Source organism: Empedobacter sp. R750 (assembly GCF_030324345.1).
Classification (GTDB): Bacteria; Bacteroidota; Bacteroidia; order Flavobacteriales; family Weeksellaceae; genus Empedobacter; species Empedobacter falsenii_C.
This window is the reverse complement of record NZ_JACAGF010000009.1, coordinates 141,179-156,992: the sequence shown is the minus strand read 5'-3', so window position 1 is coordinate 156,992 and position 15,814 is coordinate 141,179. Positions and strand designations below refer to the sequence as shown.

Below are 15,814 nucleotides of genomic sequence, written 5' to 3'. Positions count from 1 at the left end.
TAAACCTCGCTTAAAAAGGCTTAAACGAGGTCATATATTCTGTTTTTTACTGTAAATTGGAGTTGTGCAACAGTTACCGATGTTAGGTGCAGTATTATTTTTGTTCAATTTCTTGTAAAATAAGCTCATTAACAGTTTGACCAAATTTATTTTCAATATTTCTATAAAAGAAATCTTTTGCCCCTGTATAATCTTGATTTTTCACTTTTAAGAAAACTACAGCTTTTAAATACATTAATCTTTTAAAAATTTCATTTTCTCTATCAAATTTTTGTTCAATATCTGTCAAACATTTTTCTAATTCATTTATATCCTCATACTTTTTTAATATATCTAGCTTTGTTAAATATGGGTAGATGTTCTTTGGATAGGTCGCAATTGCATCATTTACAAAATTTAATGCAGTTACTTTATTGTTTTCTACAAAACATTCATATTGCGCTTTTGCAGTGAGAAACATTTCCTGAGCCTTTTGGTGAGGATTTTTTTGCAATTCGTTAACTAGTCTTTTAAGCTCTTCCTTGCTTGTATTTATTTCTGTTTTAATAAGACATCTAAAATAACTTTGTAAATTAAATGGATTAGACTTGTCCTGTATGTAACTATCTTTAGCTAATTGTAAAGCATCTTTGAATCTTTCAATGTTTATATAAACTTGAACTAGTTCACGTTTAGCTCTATAAAATTTAGGATTTTGTGCTAAAACATCATTGAATTTATCTATTGCTTCAAGATTTCTACCTTTTAATCTATAATAAAAACCTAGTAAGAAGTTATGATCAATACCATCTATTTTTTGTACTTCTATAAGAAGCCTTTCATTTCTTTTTCTGCAAAGTGCCAGACATAGCCAATATCTAATTTCTTTTACTATTTTCTTATCTAAATAATTTTCATTCAGTAAAATTCTATCAGCTAACTCAATAACTTCATTGTATTTGTTTTCGTTATTATATAGTTCTCTCATTGCATTTATATAATGAGAGGGTATTAAATACTTTTGGGGAATTTCTAGATTATTTTTTAATGCTTCTTTGATAGTAATATAGAATTCAGATGTATCTCTTTCCAACAATGAGTTTTCATCGAATGACTTGGTTATGTGCTCCTTTATATTTGTTTTAAATTTTTCTTCTAACGAATAATTAATCCTCTGTACGTAATCTTTTATCGAATCATTTAGTCTAATAAATTCTTTTGATGCACCTACATACTCTATAATAAATGAATTACTTAATGCGCTAAGTATTTCCTTTGATTCATCAAAATCATCTGCTAAAATATCTTTTAAAAAGATTAAGCTAATACATTCACTATCAGAAAGTAACTTTAAAATTTGTAGTGCTAATGGGTTTTCGTTATATTTTGTTAATACTTTACTTACTTTTTCAAAATTAAAGTCTACAACTTCATTTAAGTTATCCATTAGATATGGTTCTCCTTCACTCTTTAATATTGAACTTGCATATGAAATTTGTTCAGGAAATCCCGTAAATATGTCATTTATAATTCTGTAATTTTCTTTTTTCATCTCAAGTTCTTCAATTTTTAGAATTGCTTGAAAATAACTAGCTCTTTCATAAGGTTCAAGTTCTGGTATGTTTAATGCAAAAATAGAATTGTTATTATTTCTAACTATTTGTGATCTTATTTTTGCAGATGAAATTATACAAACACAAACATTATTTATCTCCTTCATTTTCTCTATTAATAGTGAGTACCAATCAGAAATCAATCCTGTTGAGTTTACAATAGAATAATTGTCAATTATTAATAAAATATCTTTGTTTTTTTGCAGCTCTAGAATTAAATCAAAAGCTAAGACAACTTTTTCATCAATTGTTTTAGTTGTCAAATTTTCAATTTCTTCAGATTGTTTTTCTGAATAGCCAAGACCATATACTTTATAAATAAAATCTTCAATAGAATTTCTATTATCTAATATTATTGAAGGAAAGTCATAATTTGATTTTATGATATTGGAATTGGTTAAAGTATGTTTTAAAAATTTTCTTCTTCCAATACTTGATAATCCGCATATAAATAAATTAGAGGGAGTATCTAAAGTATAATCAAATATACGCTGCTCAAATTCTTTAATTTGATTAGTTCTACCAATAAATAATTGGTCAAGTTCCTTTCTTTTAGGATATAACTCCCAATTTACGATAATTAAAGCTTGTTTTATTAAATCATATACTTTTGATGGTTTAGAAAAATATTTTAAATTATAATTATCTCTAATCCAATTAGGAATATTTTCATTTTTATAGGTAATTTCGGGGTCAATAATTATTGGTAAGAATTTTTTCAATTTACCATTTTTTAAATACTCTTCAGCTTTAAGAATTTCTTTTTTTACCCAATCACTTTCTAAAGATTGTTTAGAAATGAAAAATACAAATATTCCTGTTTGATCAATTCCTTTATAAATTTCATCTAATGTAATTTCTGCAGCTTCAAAAGTATATTCATCATATATTATATTGTTTTTACCTAGCTTATTTGCAATTACAGAAACAAATCCTTTTTGATTTGAACTATGAGAAAGGAATACTTTATTCATATTTTTTTGTGTAGTTATATTGGTTTAATATTGCACCTAACATTGTTTTTTCACGAAACTGATCTAGCTTTTGTTTCGTAAAAAATCACCTATATCTGTATTTCGTAAAATTAGAAGCAAATATAATTATTTTTTTGTAAATAAGATACTTATAAAAAAAATATTCATGTATCACGAAATAATTTATTGTAGAATGTAATAATGAATGTATGGATAGCGAAACAAAGTATTCTTGCATCATTTTATTTTTACAATTTCAATTTCCTCCCACTTTTGTTCGTGTTTTCTTCGACCGTTCTTCGACGAGAATGCCGTTTTTCCGAAGTTTCGTCGAACAATGGTCGAACGATGGTCGAACAAGCTAAAAATCGACCAAAAACACGAATCTTATCTATCTATGATGAATAGAGGTTTAGCGAGGATTTTATTTTGCTACAATACTATTATTGAATAAAAAGCAACCGGACAAAAGTGGACAAATGTGGACAGAAGCGGACAAATGCGGACACAAAATGGCGTTTTTGTAAATGGTGTTGTTTCTGTTGCTAACTTTATGAATATTAACTATAAAAACTTCCAGTTATGGCAGAAATTAAAAAAGGAATCCTTGGTGGATTCTCAGGAAAAGTGGGAACTGTAGTAGGCGTTAATTGGCGCGGCAAAGACATTATTCGCAGTTTACCAAAAAAAACAAAAAGGCGACCAACTGATTTGCAATTGATGCAACAAATCAAATTCAAGCAAGTGATTGGTTTCTTGCAACCAATTCGTCCAGTTCTTAATCTGTATTTTGGGAATAGAGTTGGACTAAAATCGCGTTACAACATTGCGACATCTTACACGCTGAACAATGTGTTAGAAATGGTAAATGATTTGCCTGTTATTGTGTTGGAGCGTGTGTTGGTTTCGAAAGGTGACTTAGTTGGTTTTTTACAACCTACGATAGACTCGACTGGCGGGGATAGCTTCCAAATGAATTGGGAAGATAATTCTGGACAAGGTAATGCGCTTCCAACAGATCTTGTGAATGTTATTTGCTATTGCGAAGAATTAAATTCGTTCGAAGTCTTGCAAAGTATCGAGTCACGTGATGTTTTGGTAGCACATATTCCATTACCAACCTATTACAATGGTAAAAAAGTTAACTTTTGGGCGTTTCTGAATAGTGAAACGAAGACAATGGCAAGTACCAGTATCTATCTTGGCGAGCATACGGTTGTGTAAATGTGTCGTGAAATTTAGTTTGTTAATTGGAGGGATTTTTCGGTACAATGCTCTGATTAACGACGTAGAAAAGTGAAGAAAAATTGTATCGAAAATAGAATTTTATAGATGTTGTTCAAATTTATTTTAACCACATAGAGACATAGTTTTAGTTGTGATGGCTTGTAAAGATTAGTTGAAAATACGAATAAGTAAACAGCTAATTTCAACACAAAATCATTTGGTTCTATGTTTCTATGTGGTTATTTTTTTGGGAAGTGGATGTATATTATCTTTTAAGCTTTATGCTTGGTGTAAAATTCTGACAGAACCTCGTTTATATTAATGGTTTTAATCCTAAAACTATCCAACTTTACACTAGTTCATTATCTAACACAATCAATTTGAGTACTCTAGAATAGGAAGAGAGATAGCTTGATTATGCGTAGAGGAATGTTTATTGTTTTGTAAATATTTGGTTATTATATGTTTATGTTGTAAATTGGTTAGTCCTAACCCTAACTAAATATATGAAAAATGATTTATTTTTACAAAATGATGGAGAGGCATTGAAGGATATGAAACTCCTACTACTAGAATTCCAAAAAACTTTTCTACTGTTAGAAGAAAGTCAGAAATTCTATGATAATGCAGACCTGAAAAGTTTGCTTAACGTGAGTGACAAAACGTTGTATCGGATGAGGAAAACGAATAAGATTCCTTATATTAAGTTTGGAAATAAATTTTATTATCCAAAACAGTTTTTTAACCAAATGGCTCTTTGATAAGGGCTTTTTTTGTGGGGTGTTGGGAGTGGTTAATGTTATGTATATTTGGGGGATTTTTGAATGAAATATAGGAATGACAACTTTTTTGTAAACAGGTTTTGTTTATTCTTGTAAAGAAATATTGTTAAGTTTAATTTTGTAAAATGACCCTGACTGATAGTATTGGAAAAATTATAACCGAAATAAAATATTGCTATAACCCAGAAAATGAGTATGGATTACAGGAGTTTGAGTCTTTTATAAAAATTGATAATGATAAAGTAATTCAAATTCCTTACTTTCCAACAGAAGAATGGAATGAAAGTGAAACTTTAAAAAAGTTTGAATTAGCAAGGAAAGTTGAATCTAAAGCAATAGAATTAATTTTAAATTTAAAAATCATTAATTATCATTTTAAATATTTCGAAAATGAACTTGATGAAATGGAGAAAGCAATAATTGAGCTTGAAAATGGACTATATATTACTGAGAAAAATGGACCATTTGGATTAACTGATGTTGATTTGCATATTATGAATACAACAGAATTTCTAAAATTAAAGGAAAATATTGAATCAGAATTTGAAATAAAACCTTTAATAATATCACTATAACTAATATTTACTAATAAAAGCTGTTATAGTTTTTAAATAGAAAAAAATATAATAATACTCAAAAAGCTTCTAAATGACTAAAGATTTAGAAGCTTTTATTGGTTTTATAGTATTGGTATTCAGGATTGAATTGAGGGTGATTTTAACCTCTAAAATGTCCTACCCATTCTTTGAATTTACCAAATTGTTCTAATAGAAAAGATTCTTTTTCTTCTTCCTCTTGAGGAGAATCTGATCCAATAGGTAGAATATGTTCAAAATAAGTTCCTTTTAAAACTTTATTTAATAAACCTTCACCCATAAATGGTTTATCATCGTTCAACGTTTTAGTTGCTTTTAATAAATGACGAATGTCGTATTGTAATGGATTAATGTCTGGAACTTGCTTATTTAAATTAAGTAATTCATAAACTGCAATACGTGCGGTACGAACAGAACTTTCCATTGTGAAAACTACATCGTTATTGGTTTCTACAAATTGACCAACTAAACCTAGATTCTTACACTCATCTGGAACTACTTGTGGGCGGTCTCCTTTTGCTCTAGGCATAAACATAGATGTGATGTAAGGCATATAAGCAGAACGAGTGATTGTATTCTCTATAACATCGTCTATTTGGTCTTCAATTCCTAAATGATAACATAATTCTGTTAGGATTTCGTTTCCTGTACAAGTAGGCATTGTTTTCTTGATGTAGTTTCCTTCTTTATCCATAAATAATGCATAAACCCAAAGAACTAAAATATCATCTGGTTGTGTAGGAAAATGTGGTTGACGATTACACGTAAAACTCATTAACCAATTAGAATCTGTAATGGTAATAATTCCGCCTGTAACAGTTTGACCTGAATATGGATCATTAACAGAATATTCTTTTAGTTTTTCTACTAACGCAGAAGGTTTACAAGTTAAAGTAACAGATTCCCATGAAGATTTTTCAATATTCCCACAAAATTTTTCTGGACGACCAAAAATAGGAGATTTGGCAGAAAGGTTTTTCCATAGTTTCCATCCTGCACTTTGACCACTTGTATTATTATCTATCGCTAAGACTGGAGCTGTTGTATTATCTCCATACGCAGTATCTTCTGTCATGGAACCAGTAGTTACAATAACATAATCATTTGGTGTGACAGGAATAATTACATCTTGTCCATCTTGTTCTGTTATAATTCCTTTGACTACTTTTCCTTCTGTATTAATTAATAAATCTAAATCTTTAACTAGTGTATTTAACTGAATTTTTACTCCTTTTTCTTTTAACCATTTACCTAATGGCGTAACAAAAGTGTCGTATTGATTGTATTTAGGAAATACCAATGAAGAAAGATCATTTAAACCATCAATCGCATGTAAAAAGCGATGCATATATAATTTGAATTCTAGTAAACTATGCCAATTCTCAAAGGCAAACATTGTACGCCAAAATGTCCAGAAATTACTTTCTAAGAATGATTGATTAAAATAATCTTCAATCGTTATGTCGTCCAATTCTTCTTTTTTCTTCAACAAAAGTTTGATAATAGCTAATTGATCTTTCTTATTCAAACCAAATTTACTAAAGTCTTTTACTTTCCCTTTTTCATGAATTAAACGTGCAATAGAATAATTAGAATCATTATCATTTACTAATCTATATTCGTCTAAAACACTATAAGGTTCAGGCAACTCTAATGCAGGAATGTCTTGGAAGATGTCCCATAAATTCTCGTAGGTACAATCCATTTCTCGACCTCCTCGAATTATGTAACCATCTTTTGCATTTCCAGCTCCATCTAACGAACCTCCTTCGACCTGAAGTTGTTCTATAAATGTGATGTTCTCTGGAGTGAAATGTCCGTCTCTAATAAAATAATAAGCAGTAGCTAAACCTGCAATACCACTTCCTACAATATATACCTTACAGTCCTTATAAGATTTTGTAGGAATTCCTTTATAGCGTTGGTAATTTCCTATTTGATCAGAGAAAGGATAAGATTTTTCTGGAGTGTTTCTTGGTGTTTCTTTACTCGCATCTGGTTGATGATCAATATTTCCGTAGATAGTAGAATGATTTAAAACGTTGTCAAATTTTGAAGTAATTTTATTCATAATTATTTATTTTAAGATTCTAGAATAAAATTACGCTTTATTGTTTTTCTAAAGTATCCCGAAATTCGTCATTTGTATCCCAAATTTCTTTTTTTATATATGTTGTTGTTTTCTATATTGTTGAGGTGAAATAGAAGTGTATTTTTTAAAAAAACGACCAAAAGATGAAGAAGAGTTGAAACCTAGATCTAATGCTATTTGGACAATTGTTTTCTCAGAATAACCAAGCAAAACATACGCTTCTTTTAATAAATATTCGTCAATAATAACATGTGGAGTTTTCTTAGTTGCTTTTTTTACAAGGTGAATTAAATATTTATTTGTAATAAATAATTGATCTGCATAAAACTGTACGTCTTTGTGAGCGATAACATTTTCTTGTACAAGTTGTGTAAACTTACAAAATAGAATGTTGATTTCGCGAGAATGATTTTTATTTTCTTTTGAATATTGTTCAGCAATTATAGAGGCAGATTCAAGTAGTAATGTGAAAATAATCGATCGAATAATATCTTCTAAGAACAAAACATTTCTTTCTCGTTGCTCTTGAAGATAATTGATTAGCATAAAAAGATGATTCGCTTCTTTTTTATTTGCCTTACAAACTGTAAAGTTTTGATGTGTAAACAAATTAAGTTTATCAATAAAGAAAGGATTAGAAATGTTTTTAAGGAGAAAATTTTTCTCAAAAAATAACAATTTCATTCTGAAATTAGAGCTGGTATCTAGAATTTTCAAAACAGTAGAAGGAGCAGAAATTAAGAATTCATTTTGAGTAATACAATATTTCTGAGAATCTATCTCAACTTCTATTGAGCCAGATAAACAAATACAAAATGCATAAAAGTCGATTCGAAATGATCTTTCAGGAAACGCAAAAATTGGATTTCCTGATGAGATATAATATAGTTTATTACAATTTACGCCATAAAAAGACAAGGTCTCTTTTAGATTTTCATAGTTTTTCATGCTTGAAAATAATAGTTGGTTAGATCGTTTTTTAGGGTAGTAGAATTGATAAAGCTAAAATATGAATTGTTTAGTAAGTAATTAAATACAATAAGGTATTTTAACTGTATTCTAATGTAGAAGTTATTTTCACATCAACTAAGTAACTCTTAAATAAGAAATTTCATTAATATAATCAGTGAAATATCGACTAACAATGTTGAATGATGTAAGCGTTTTTTTGTAACAAGTAATACTTTTTGGATTGTGTAGTTTGTTTCGGTTGAGATAAATTACCTTTGCAAAAAATCCGTTATGTTTTCTGCCATCAAGAAAAAATTAAATTCAGATCCCGTTTATAATCTCCATTTTATTTTAATGTGTTTGAGTTCGTTGTTGTTTTCAGCGAGTTTCAATATGATGATTCCCGAGTTACCAGCTTATTTAAGCAGCATGGGAGGGGCAGAATACAAAGGATTTATTATTGCATTATTTACACTGACTGCGGGAATTTCGAGACCTTTTAGTGGGAAATTAACAGATAAAGTGGGGCGTGTACCTATTATGGCAGTTGGTTCTATTGTCTGTTTTGTATGCGGAATTTTGTATCCTGTTTTAACAACCGTTTCAGGCTTTTTATTTTTGAGATTGGTACACGGCTTTTCGACAGGTTTCAAACCTACTGCAACAGCAGCTTACATTGCAGATATTATTCCGCGCGAACGTTGGGGCGAAGCATTGGGCTTGCACGGAATTTGTTTCAGTATCGGAATGGCAATTGGACCTGCATTGGGAAGTACAATTACATTATATTCATCGATTAATGTGATGTTTTTTACTTCTTCGTTTTTTGCATTATTGTCAATATTGATTTTATTCAATATGAAAGAAACCTTACGAAATAAACAGAAGTTTTCGTTCGGATTACTAAAGATTTCGAAACAAGATGTTTTTGCAAAAGAAGCTTTACCAGCGGCGTTGATTACGTTTCTTTCTTATGTCGCTTATGGTTCTATATTGACGTTAATTCCAGATTGGACCGAACATTTAGGTTTTCAAAATAAAGGCGTTTTCTTTATTGTATTTACAATATCATCGATGATGGTTCGTTTCTTTGCAGGTAAGATATCTGACCAAAAAGGGCGTGTGTTGGTGATAAAATTAGGATTGGTTTTATTGATTGTTGCATTGGTCCTTTTAGCTTCTATTGATGCAAAAATAGGATTGATTTTAGGTGGTTTGATGTATGGAATTTCAACCGGAATTCTTTCACCTGCACTAAATGCTTGGACGATAGATTTTAGTAAACCTGATGAGCGTGGAAAGGCAATGGCAACGATGTATATTGCGATGGAAGCGGGGATAGGGCTTGGAGCATTGTGTGCGGGTTGGTATTTTCAGGATTATTTGGATCGCATTCCGATGGTGATTTATGTTTCGGCATTTATCTGTCTTTTGGGAACCATTTACATGCTGAAATTTAAGAATAAGCCTCAAACAATTTAATTGAAAGAAATGAAAGCAGAATTATATCAATTTATAGCACAACAAATCGACGATAAAATAGCGTATTTGAATGGTTTGATTGACGATTTACGCGCCTCTAACAACGATACCAAAAGTAGTATGGGCGATAAATATGAAACATCGCGCGAAATGATGCAACAAGAAATTACTCGAATTCAAAACCAATTGAATGAAGTTTTGATTAAGCAAGACATCTTTTCTAAAATAAAAATTGTGGAAAACAAAACCATTGGTTTAGGAAGTTATGTTGAAACTACGATGGGGAATTTCTGTATGGCGTGTAGTTTTGGTGAAATTATTTTCGAGAATAAAAAGATTTTTGTTCTATCAACTCAAACCCCTTTGGCTAAAATCTTGGTTGGAAAATCGGAAAAAGATACGTTCGAAATGAATGGAAAGTCGTTTCAGATTACGAAAATAAGATAAAGCTTGGCTTAATAAGGAAATTGATCAATCCAAATTAATTTATTATCCTTTTCAGAGAAATGCATTATATACTTTTTATTAGCAATTTCTACTAGTAGAATAGGTTCTGTGATCTCTGTTGAAATTGTAGCCCAAAAGTATTTTAACTCTATTTCATTAAGTTTTCGAATAGTAATTGTGTTATTTTTACTCTCAGATTTTAAAAGATTAAGCATTTTTTTACTATCTCTTTCTCTTTGCAATAATTTACCTAAGTAAGGCTTGTTATTGATGATTAAGTAAACGTTACCATCTTGAATGTTTTTGAAACCTTTTTTATCTTGAATTTTATACCATAAATGAGGACCTACAAAAACTTTTTTATCAATCATTGAATAGTTTAAAGAATCCTTTAGATTAGAAAGAATCATATCCTTAGTTTTTTCAATAATTTCTTGATCAGCATATTTGTATTTTATACCATCTGGAATGGTAATTTTTTCAGTACGCTGAGAATAGATTGAAATAGGTAATATTAATAATAAAAAATAATAGATATACTTCATTGTAGTGTTATAATGAACGAATATAATTATTATTTTTAATATACATAAAACGAAAAAAGGACGTAGTTGCGGTACGTCCTTTTTTTAATTGAAAAGTATGTATTAGAATTGTGCGGCTTCTGTACTTTCGGCCATAGCCGTAGTAGACGAAATGCCTTGTTGCACTGTGTTTTGTACGTAATCGAAATATTGTGTTCCTACAAAAGATTGGTGTTTTACAGCTGCAAAACCTTCTTCTTGTAACGCAAACTCTCTTTCTTGTAATGCCGAGTATCCCGCCATTCCTTTTGCTTTGTAAGCTCTCGATAACTCGAACATAGAGGTATTCATCGCATGGAAACCTGCTAAAGTGATGAATTGGAATTTGTACCCCATTTCAGCTAAATCTTCGCGAAATGTTTCCATTTGAGCTTCTGTTAAATGTTTTGCCCAATTAAATGAAGGCGAACAATTATAAGCTAACATCTGATTTGGATATTTTTCTCGAATCGCTTGTGCAAATTCTCTTGCCATTCCAAGATCTGGATTAGATGTTTCCATCCAAATTAAATCAGCATAAGGCGCATAGCTTAAACCTCGATTAATTCCTTGTTCCAAGCCATTTCTCACGTTGTAAAAACCTTCAGAAGTTCTACTTCCTTGTATAATAAAAGGTTGATCTCTTTCATCAATATCCGAAGTAATCAAATTCGCAGCTTCTGCGTCAGTTCTTGCAACCAATAGAGTAGGAACGCCGCAAACATCTGCTGCTAAACGAGCTGCAACCAATTTGTTAATTGCTTCTTGTGTCGGAACTAAAACTTTTCCTCCAAGATGACCACATTTTTTGGCTGATGACAATTGATCTTCGAAATGAACGCCAGCAGCACCAGCTTCTATCATTTGTTTCATCAATTCATAAGCATTCAAGTTTCCTCCAAATCCAGCTTCTGCATCGGCAACAATCGGTACCATATAATCAATGTTTCCCTGTTCGGTAACAGATTGTATTTCATCGCGACGACGCAACGCATTGTTAATACGTTTTATAACCATCGGAACCGAATTGGCTGGATACAATGATTGATCTGGGTACATTTCTGCCGAAAGATTTGCATCTGCAGCAACTTGCCATCCCGAAAGATAAATTGCATCCAAACCAGCTTGTACTTCTTGTATGGCTTGATTACCATTCAAAGCGCCTAAACCCGCCATAAATGGCTTCGAATTTAAGCCTTCCCAAAGTTTCTTAGCACCTAATCTTGCTAAAGTGTAATCGATGTCCAAAGAACCTCTTAATCGAATTACATCTTCTGCTGAATAAGGACGAACAATGTCTGTCCAGCGTGGATTAGTTTCCCAATCCTGCCGAATCTTCTGAATTCTTTCTTGATTGCTCATAATTGTGTTTTTTGTGTTTTGTTTATGAATGTGTGTTGTGTGTGTATTTCTTTTTGTGTGTGTCTGGTTATAAGGGCTTAATCAATATACTTATAGGCTTCTAATGTTAAAAATTCGGTAAACTTGTGCGATAAAACTAATTCGTCAAAGATTGAAATGGCTTCTTCAAATCTTCCGTTCAAATAGTTTTCCTCACCAACTAATTTTTTTATTTTTTGAACCTCTTCGGCTCTTAATTTTTTGTATTTGTCACTGTTAAATTCGCATCCGTTTTCTAACGTAATCGACTGGCTTAACCATTGCCAAACCTGCGTACGAGAGATTTCTGCTGTTGCTGCGTCTTCCATTAAGTTATATAAAGCTGCGGCTCCTTTTCCAGATAACCAACTTTCGATGTATAAAATTCCGACATTAATATTGTCTCGAATTCCTTGTTCTGTAACTGTTCCTTTTGGCAATTCTAACAAAGCCTCGGCAGTTGTTACAACATCTTCTCGCTTATTGTCAATTTGATTAGCTTGTGGCATATATTCGTCAAAAATATCTTTTGCGACTTTTACCAAAGCAGGATGCGCAACCCACGTTCCATCGTGTCCATTTTTTACTTCGCGAAGTTTATCATTCTTCACTTTTTCAAAGGCAATTTCATTGGCTTTTTCATCATTCTTAATCGGAATTTGAGCAGCCATTCCACCAATTGCATGTATGTTTCGTTTATGACAACGTTGAATAACTGCTTGTGAATATGCAGCCATAAAAGGCGAAGTCATCGTAACTTGTGAACGATCTGGAACAATAAAATTTGGGTGTTTCTTAAATTTTTTGATATAAGAAAATATATAATCCCAACGACCGCAGTTAAGGCCTGCGATGTGGTCTTTTAATTCGTAAATAATTTCATCTAACTGAAAAGAAGCTGTTATAGTTTCGATCAAAACTGTAGCTTTAATCGTAGCTTGCGGAATGTTTAAATAATTTTGCGCAAAAACAAAAACATCGTTCCACCAGCGTGCTTCTAGGTGATGTTCTAATTTAGGAAGGTAGAAATAAGGCCCACTTTGCTTGGAAAGTAACGTGTGTGCATTATGGAAAAAATATAAACCAAAGTCAAATAGTGAGCCTGATATTTCTTGTTTATCTATTATGATATTCTTTTCATTCAAATGTAAACCTCTCGGTCTTACAAGCAAGACAGCAGTTTTTTCGTTTAATTGATACTTTTTTCCATTATTTTCGAATGAAATAGTACCATTTACTGCATCTCTTAAATTTTGTTGTCCTTGAAGATTGTTATCCCACGTTGGAGAATTACTATCTTCAAAATCGGCCATAAATGTTTTAGCGCTAGAATTTAACGCGTTAATTACCATTTTACGGTCAACTGGACCAGTTATTTCAACGCGTCTGTCTTGTAAATCAGCTGGAATAGGAGCTGCTGTCCAATCCCCATTTCTGATTTCTTTTGTTTCTGACAAAAAAGTTGGAAAATTACCCAAATCAAAAAAGATTTGTCTTTCTTGTCGATTCGCCAAAAGTTCTAAACGTCTTTCGTTGAAATTTTTGTGTAAAGCTGTTAAAAAATTAACCGCTTCGGTTGTCAAAACATCTGGATAACTATCCAGCTTATTCTGCGATAATTTTAATTCACTTGTAATAGTATCCATTTTTTGTGTTTTTGTTGTAATTTTGGTTTTGATTATTCGAGCGGAATTTTACTTCCAGCGAACGTTCGCTAAATTATAAAAATTCGTTTACATTTACCAAATATTTTTGAAAAAATTATGCAAGAAGAATACATTAAATTAATTTTTGGGTTGAAACTAAAACAAGTAAGAACAGCTAAGGATTTGTCATTGTTTAAGTTATCTAAGTTAACTGGACTTTCGAAATCGTATTTGAATGAGATCGAAAAAGGTAAAAAATATCCAAAAACTGATAAAATTGTTGCTCTTGCCGAAGCGTTGGAAATTCCTTACGATGAGATAGTTTCACTAAAATTGGATAAAAATTTAGCACCAGTCGCTGAGATTCTACAATCAAATTTATTGCAAGAAATTCCTTTGGAACTCTTCGGAATTGAAGAAAGAGATTTAATTGAGATCATTTCTAACGCACCAATGAAGGTAAATGCGTTTATTTCTACGTTGATTGAAATAGGTAATAATTATAATCTTACACGCGAAAGTTTTTTCTTGGCTTCGTTGAGGTCTTTTCAGGAAGCAAATGATAATTATTTTCCTGAAATTGAAAAATCAGCAAAAAGTTTTTTACAAGAATATTTGATTGAATCAGAAGATTTTGTAAAAAATGAAACGATGGAAGAAATTCTGAAAGAAGAATATAATTATACCATTCTTTATGAAGATTTCACTTCTTTAGGAGGGAAGGATTTAGCGAAATTGCGTTCTATTTTTATCAAAGAAAAAAAATTGTTGTATATCAATATCAATTCTGACAATGATCAAAAACGATTTATTTTAGCGAAAGAATTAGGCTATAATTACCTTGATTTGAAGGAACGTTTGTATACATTTTCGTGGGCAAGTTTTGATAATTTTGATCAATTGTTAAACAATTTTTATGCATCTTATTTTGCTGGAGCGTTGTTGTTACCAGAAGAAAAATTGTTAAAGGATATGCAGAATTTGTTTGCTATAGAGCATCATGATTTGTCTAAATTTCAAGAAATTCTTGGAAAATATACCGAATCTCCTGAGACGGTTTATCAACGAATGACAAATTTGTTACCCAAACATTTTAATATTCGTGATTTGTTTTTCTTGCGTTTGTCAGCAAAAGTTGGCTCAAATTCATATAAATTAACGAAAGAACTTCACCTTAATCAACAACAATCGCCACAAGCAAATGAAACGGATGAGCATTATTGTCGTCGTTGGGTTTCGTTAAATGTTTTGAAAGAATTGGAAAAACATCAAGATGATCATCATGAGATTTCTGCACAAATTTCATTGTATCCGTTCAATAATAATCAAAAATATTATGTGATTTCTTCAGCAACGAAAGATCCATTCAATCCAAATTATTTAAGAAGCGTAACGATAGGTGTGTTGTATAAATCAGCACAACGTAAAGTTAAATTTATGAATGACCCATCAATTCCTGTAAAAGAAGTTGCAGTTACGTGCGAAAATTGCGGCATGAAAGATTGTGCAGAACGTGTTGCAGAACCAATTCGTTTTGAAAAAGATATCCGAAATAAACGATTAAATGTTACGATTAATGATTTTATAAAAGAGCAGAGTAAGTAATATTGTCTACCATAAAAAAAGGAAAACTTGTTTCAAGTTTTCCTTTTTTTATGTTTAATCTAAATATTCTAATCTATTTTCAATTAATACTACATAATGTTGAAGCGAAAATGTGTTTCCTCTTTCTATGGTTGTGCAATCAAAATTACGGTATTGTAATTCGTCAAATAATGTTTTGACATAACATCTTCTTGCAGAATTCCAGGAACTGTTTCCTACATTTTGATTAAAGCGATCGACTAATTCGTTGTCAGTTAATTCACGGAATAATACGACAAATTCATTTTTTAGATTTTCCATTGTTTTAATTTTTTAATGATAAAAACAACAGGATAGAGTGGAGAATAACCTTTTATTTTGGCGTTTGCCCTCATTCTATACCACCGTAGCGCGGTTTTGGCTCGGTTGGTGTTCTGATTTTTCAGAAACTCCTGATGATTGATAGAGTAAATATAGAAATAAATTTTTAAAACAAAA

General features: G+C 30.9%; 13 protein-coding genes and 1 riboswitch. Of the genes, 6 read left to right on the top strand and 7 right to left on the bottom strand.

Features of this window, described 5'->3' with window-relative positions:
* Positions 1-94: 94 nt before the first annotated feature.
* Entirely contained in the window at positions 95-2,566 is a 2,472-nt protein-coding gene (locus HXZ74_RS10900) for a TIR domain-containing protein (RefSeq protein ID WP_286475375.1), read from the bottom strand.
* 582 nt (positions 2,567-3,148) lie between these two features.
* Between HXZ74_RS10900 and HXZ74_RS10895 the strand changes: the two genes are divergently transcribed.
* The 3 genes from HXZ74_RS10895 to HXZ74_RS10885 all read left to right on the top strand — a co-directional run bounded on the left by HXZ74_RS10895 (position 3,149) and on the right by HXZ74_RS10885 (position 5,150).
* Positions 3,149-3,790, top strand: coding sequence for a DUF6266 family protein (locus HXZ74_RS10895; RefSeq protein WP_286475373.1), 642 nt, complete (start codon positions 3,149-3,151; stop codon positions 3,788-3,790).
* 509 nt (positions 3,791-4,299) lie between these two features.
* Positions 4,300-4,554, top strand: a complete 255-nt coding sequence (locus HXZ74_RS10890) for a helix-turn-helix domain-containing protein (RefSeq protein WP_314543829.1) — start codon at positions 4,300-4,302, stop codon at positions 4,552-4,554.
* Between the two features lie 146 nt (positions 4,555-4,700).
* Positions 4,701-5,150, top strand: a complete 450-nt coding sequence (locus HXZ74_RS10885; RefSeq protein ID WP_286475370.1) for a hypothetical protein — start codon at positions 4,701-4,703, stop codon at positions 5,148-5,150.
* A gap of 142 nt (positions 5,151-5,292) precedes the next feature.
* On the opposite strand, the gene HXZ74_RS10880 is transcribed toward HXZ74_RS10885, so the two are convergent.
* Both HXZ74_RS10880 and HXZ74_RS10875 read right to left on the bottom strand, forming a co-directional pair.
* The gene (locus HXZ74_RS10880; RefSeq protein WP_286475367.1) at positions 5,293-7,242 is read right to left on the bottom strand and encodes an oleate hydratase; all 1,950 of its coding nucleotides are present in this window, start codon (positions 7,240-7,242) and stop codon (positions 5,293-5,295) included.
* Positions 7,243-7,335: 93 nt separating this feature from the next.
* Positions 7,336-8,211 carry an AraC family transcriptional regulator gene (locus HXZ74_RS10875; protein WP_286475365.1) on the bottom strand — a complete coding sequence of 292 codons (876 nt, stop codon included), beginning with the start codon at positions 8,209-8,211 and terminating at the stop codon, positions 7,336-7,338.
* 294 nt (positions 8,212-8,505) lie between these two features.
* Here HXZ74_RS10875 and HXZ74_RS10870 point away from each other — a divergent pair, with 294 nt between their 5' ends.
* Positions 8,506-9,696, top strand: a complete 1,191-nt coding sequence (locus HXZ74_RS10870) for an MFS transporter (protein ID WP_286475362.1) — start codon at positions 8,506-8,508, stop codon at positions 9,694-9,696.
* A 9-nt stretch (positions 9,697-9,705) separates the two neighbouring features.
* Entirely contained in the window at positions 9,706-10,143 is a 438-nt protein-coding gene (locus tag HXZ74_RS10865) for a hypothetical protein (RefSeq protein WP_286475360.1), read from the top strand.
* An 8-nt stretch (positions 10,144-10,151) separates the two neighbouring features.
* On the opposite strand, the gene HXZ74_RS10860 is transcribed toward HXZ74_RS10865, so the two are convergent.
* The 3 genes from HXZ74_RS10860 to aceB all read right to left on the bottom strand — a co-directional run bounded on the left by HXZ74_RS10860 (position 10,152) and on the right by aceB (position 13,732).
* Complete coding sequence (locus tag HXZ74_RS10860; protein ID WP_280062679.1) at positions 10,152-10,688, bottom strand: hypothetical protein; 537 nt, start codon at positions 10,686-10,688, stop codon at positions 10,152-10,154.
* Positions 10,689-10,790: 102 nt separating this feature from the next.
* A complete protein-coding gene (gene aceA / locus HXZ74_RS10855; RefSeq protein ID WP_306490354.1) occupies positions 10,791-12,068 on the bottom strand; it encodes an isocitrate lyase in 1,278 nt (425 codons plus the stop codon).
* A 77-nt stretch (positions 12,069-12,145) separates the two neighbouring features.
* Positions 12,146-13,732: a malate synthase A gene (gene aceB / locus HXZ74_RS10850; RefSeq protein WP_286475358.1), complete on the bottom strand. Its 1,587-nt coding sequence runs from the start codon at positions 13,730-13,732 to the stop codon at positions 12,146-12,148.
* 117 nt (positions 13,733-13,849) lie between these two features.
* Between aceB and HXZ74_RS10845 the strand changes: the two genes are divergently transcribed.
* A complete protein-coding gene (locus HXZ74_RS10845) occupies positions 13,850-15,337 on the top strand; it encodes a helix-turn-helix domain-containing protein (protein ID WP_038337038.1) in 1,488 nt (495 codons plus the stop codon).
* 54 nt (positions 15,338-15,391) lie between these two features.
* Here the strand turns inward: HXZ74_RS10845 and HXZ74_RS10840 are convergent, their stop codons facing one another.
* Positions 15,392-15,637 (bottom strand): hypothetical protein, encoded by a 246-nt coding sequence (locus tag HXZ74_RS10840; RefSeq protein WP_286475356.1) that lies wholly within the window; start codon positions 15,635-15,637, stop codon positions 15,392-15,394.
* Positions 15,638-15,680: 43 nt separating this feature from the next.
* Positions 15,681-15,780, bottom strand: a riboswitch (SAM-I-IV-variant riboswitch).
* Positions 15,781-15,814: the final 34 nt, after the last annotated feature.

What these genes read in the sequence shown, in the direction of transcription:
- HXZ74_RS10900 (WP_286475375.1), bottom strand. Translation starts at nt 2,566, where the DNA reads ATGAATAAAGTATTCCTTTCTCATAGTTCAAATCAAAAAGGATTTGTT.
- HXZ74_RS10840 (WP_286475356.1), bottom strand. Translation starts at nt 15,637, where the DNA reads ATGGAAAATCTAAAAAATGAATTTGTCGTATTATTCCGTGAATTAACT.
- HXZ74_RS10890 (WP_314543829.1), top strand. Translation starts at nt 4,300, where the DNA reads ATGAAAAATGATTTATTTTTACAAAATGATGGAGAGGCATTGAAGGAT.
- HXZ74_RS10845 (WP_038337038.1), top strand. Translation starts at nt 13,850, where the DNA reads ATGCAAGAAGAATACATTAAATTAATTTTTGGGTTGAAACTAAAACAA.
- HXZ74_RS10880 (WP_286475367.1), bottom strand. Translation starts at nt 7,242, where the DNA reads ATGAATAAAATTACTTCAAAATTTGACAACGTTTTAAATCATTCTACT.
- HXZ74_RS10895 (WP_286475373.1), top strand. Translation starts at nt 3,149, where the DNA reads ATGGCAGAAATTAAAAAAGGAATCCTTGGTGGATTCTCAGGAAAAGTG.
- HXZ74_RS10865 (WP_286475360.1), top strand. Translation starts at nt 9,706, where the DNA reads ATGAAAGCAGAATTATATCAATTTATAGCACAACAAATCGACGATAAA.
- HXZ74_RS10860 (WP_280062679.1), bottom strand. Translation starts at nt 10,688, where the DNA reads ATGAAGTATATCTATTATTTTTTATTATTAATATTACCTATTTCAATC.
- aceA (WP_306490354.1), bottom strand. Translation starts at nt 12,068, where the DNA reads ATGAGCAATCAAGAAAGAATTCAGAAGATTCGGCAGGATTGGGAAACT.
- HXZ74_RS10870 (WP_286475362.1), top strand. Translation starts at nt 8,506, where the DNA reads ATGTTTTCTGCCATCAAGAAAAAATTAAATTCAGATCCCGTTTATAAT.
- HXZ74_RS10875 (WP_286475365.1), bottom strand. Translation starts at nt 8,211, where the DNA reads ATGAAAAACTATGAAAATCTAAAAGAGACCTTGTCTTTTTATGGCGTA.
- aceB (WP_286475358.1), bottom strand. Translation starts at nt 13,732, where the DNA reads ATGGATACTATTACAAGTGAATTAAAATTATCGCAGAATAAGCTGGAT.
- HXZ74_RS10885 (WP_286475370.1), top strand. Translation starts at nt 4,701, where the DNA reads ATGACCCTGACTGATAGTATTGGAAAAATTATAACCGAAATAAAATAT.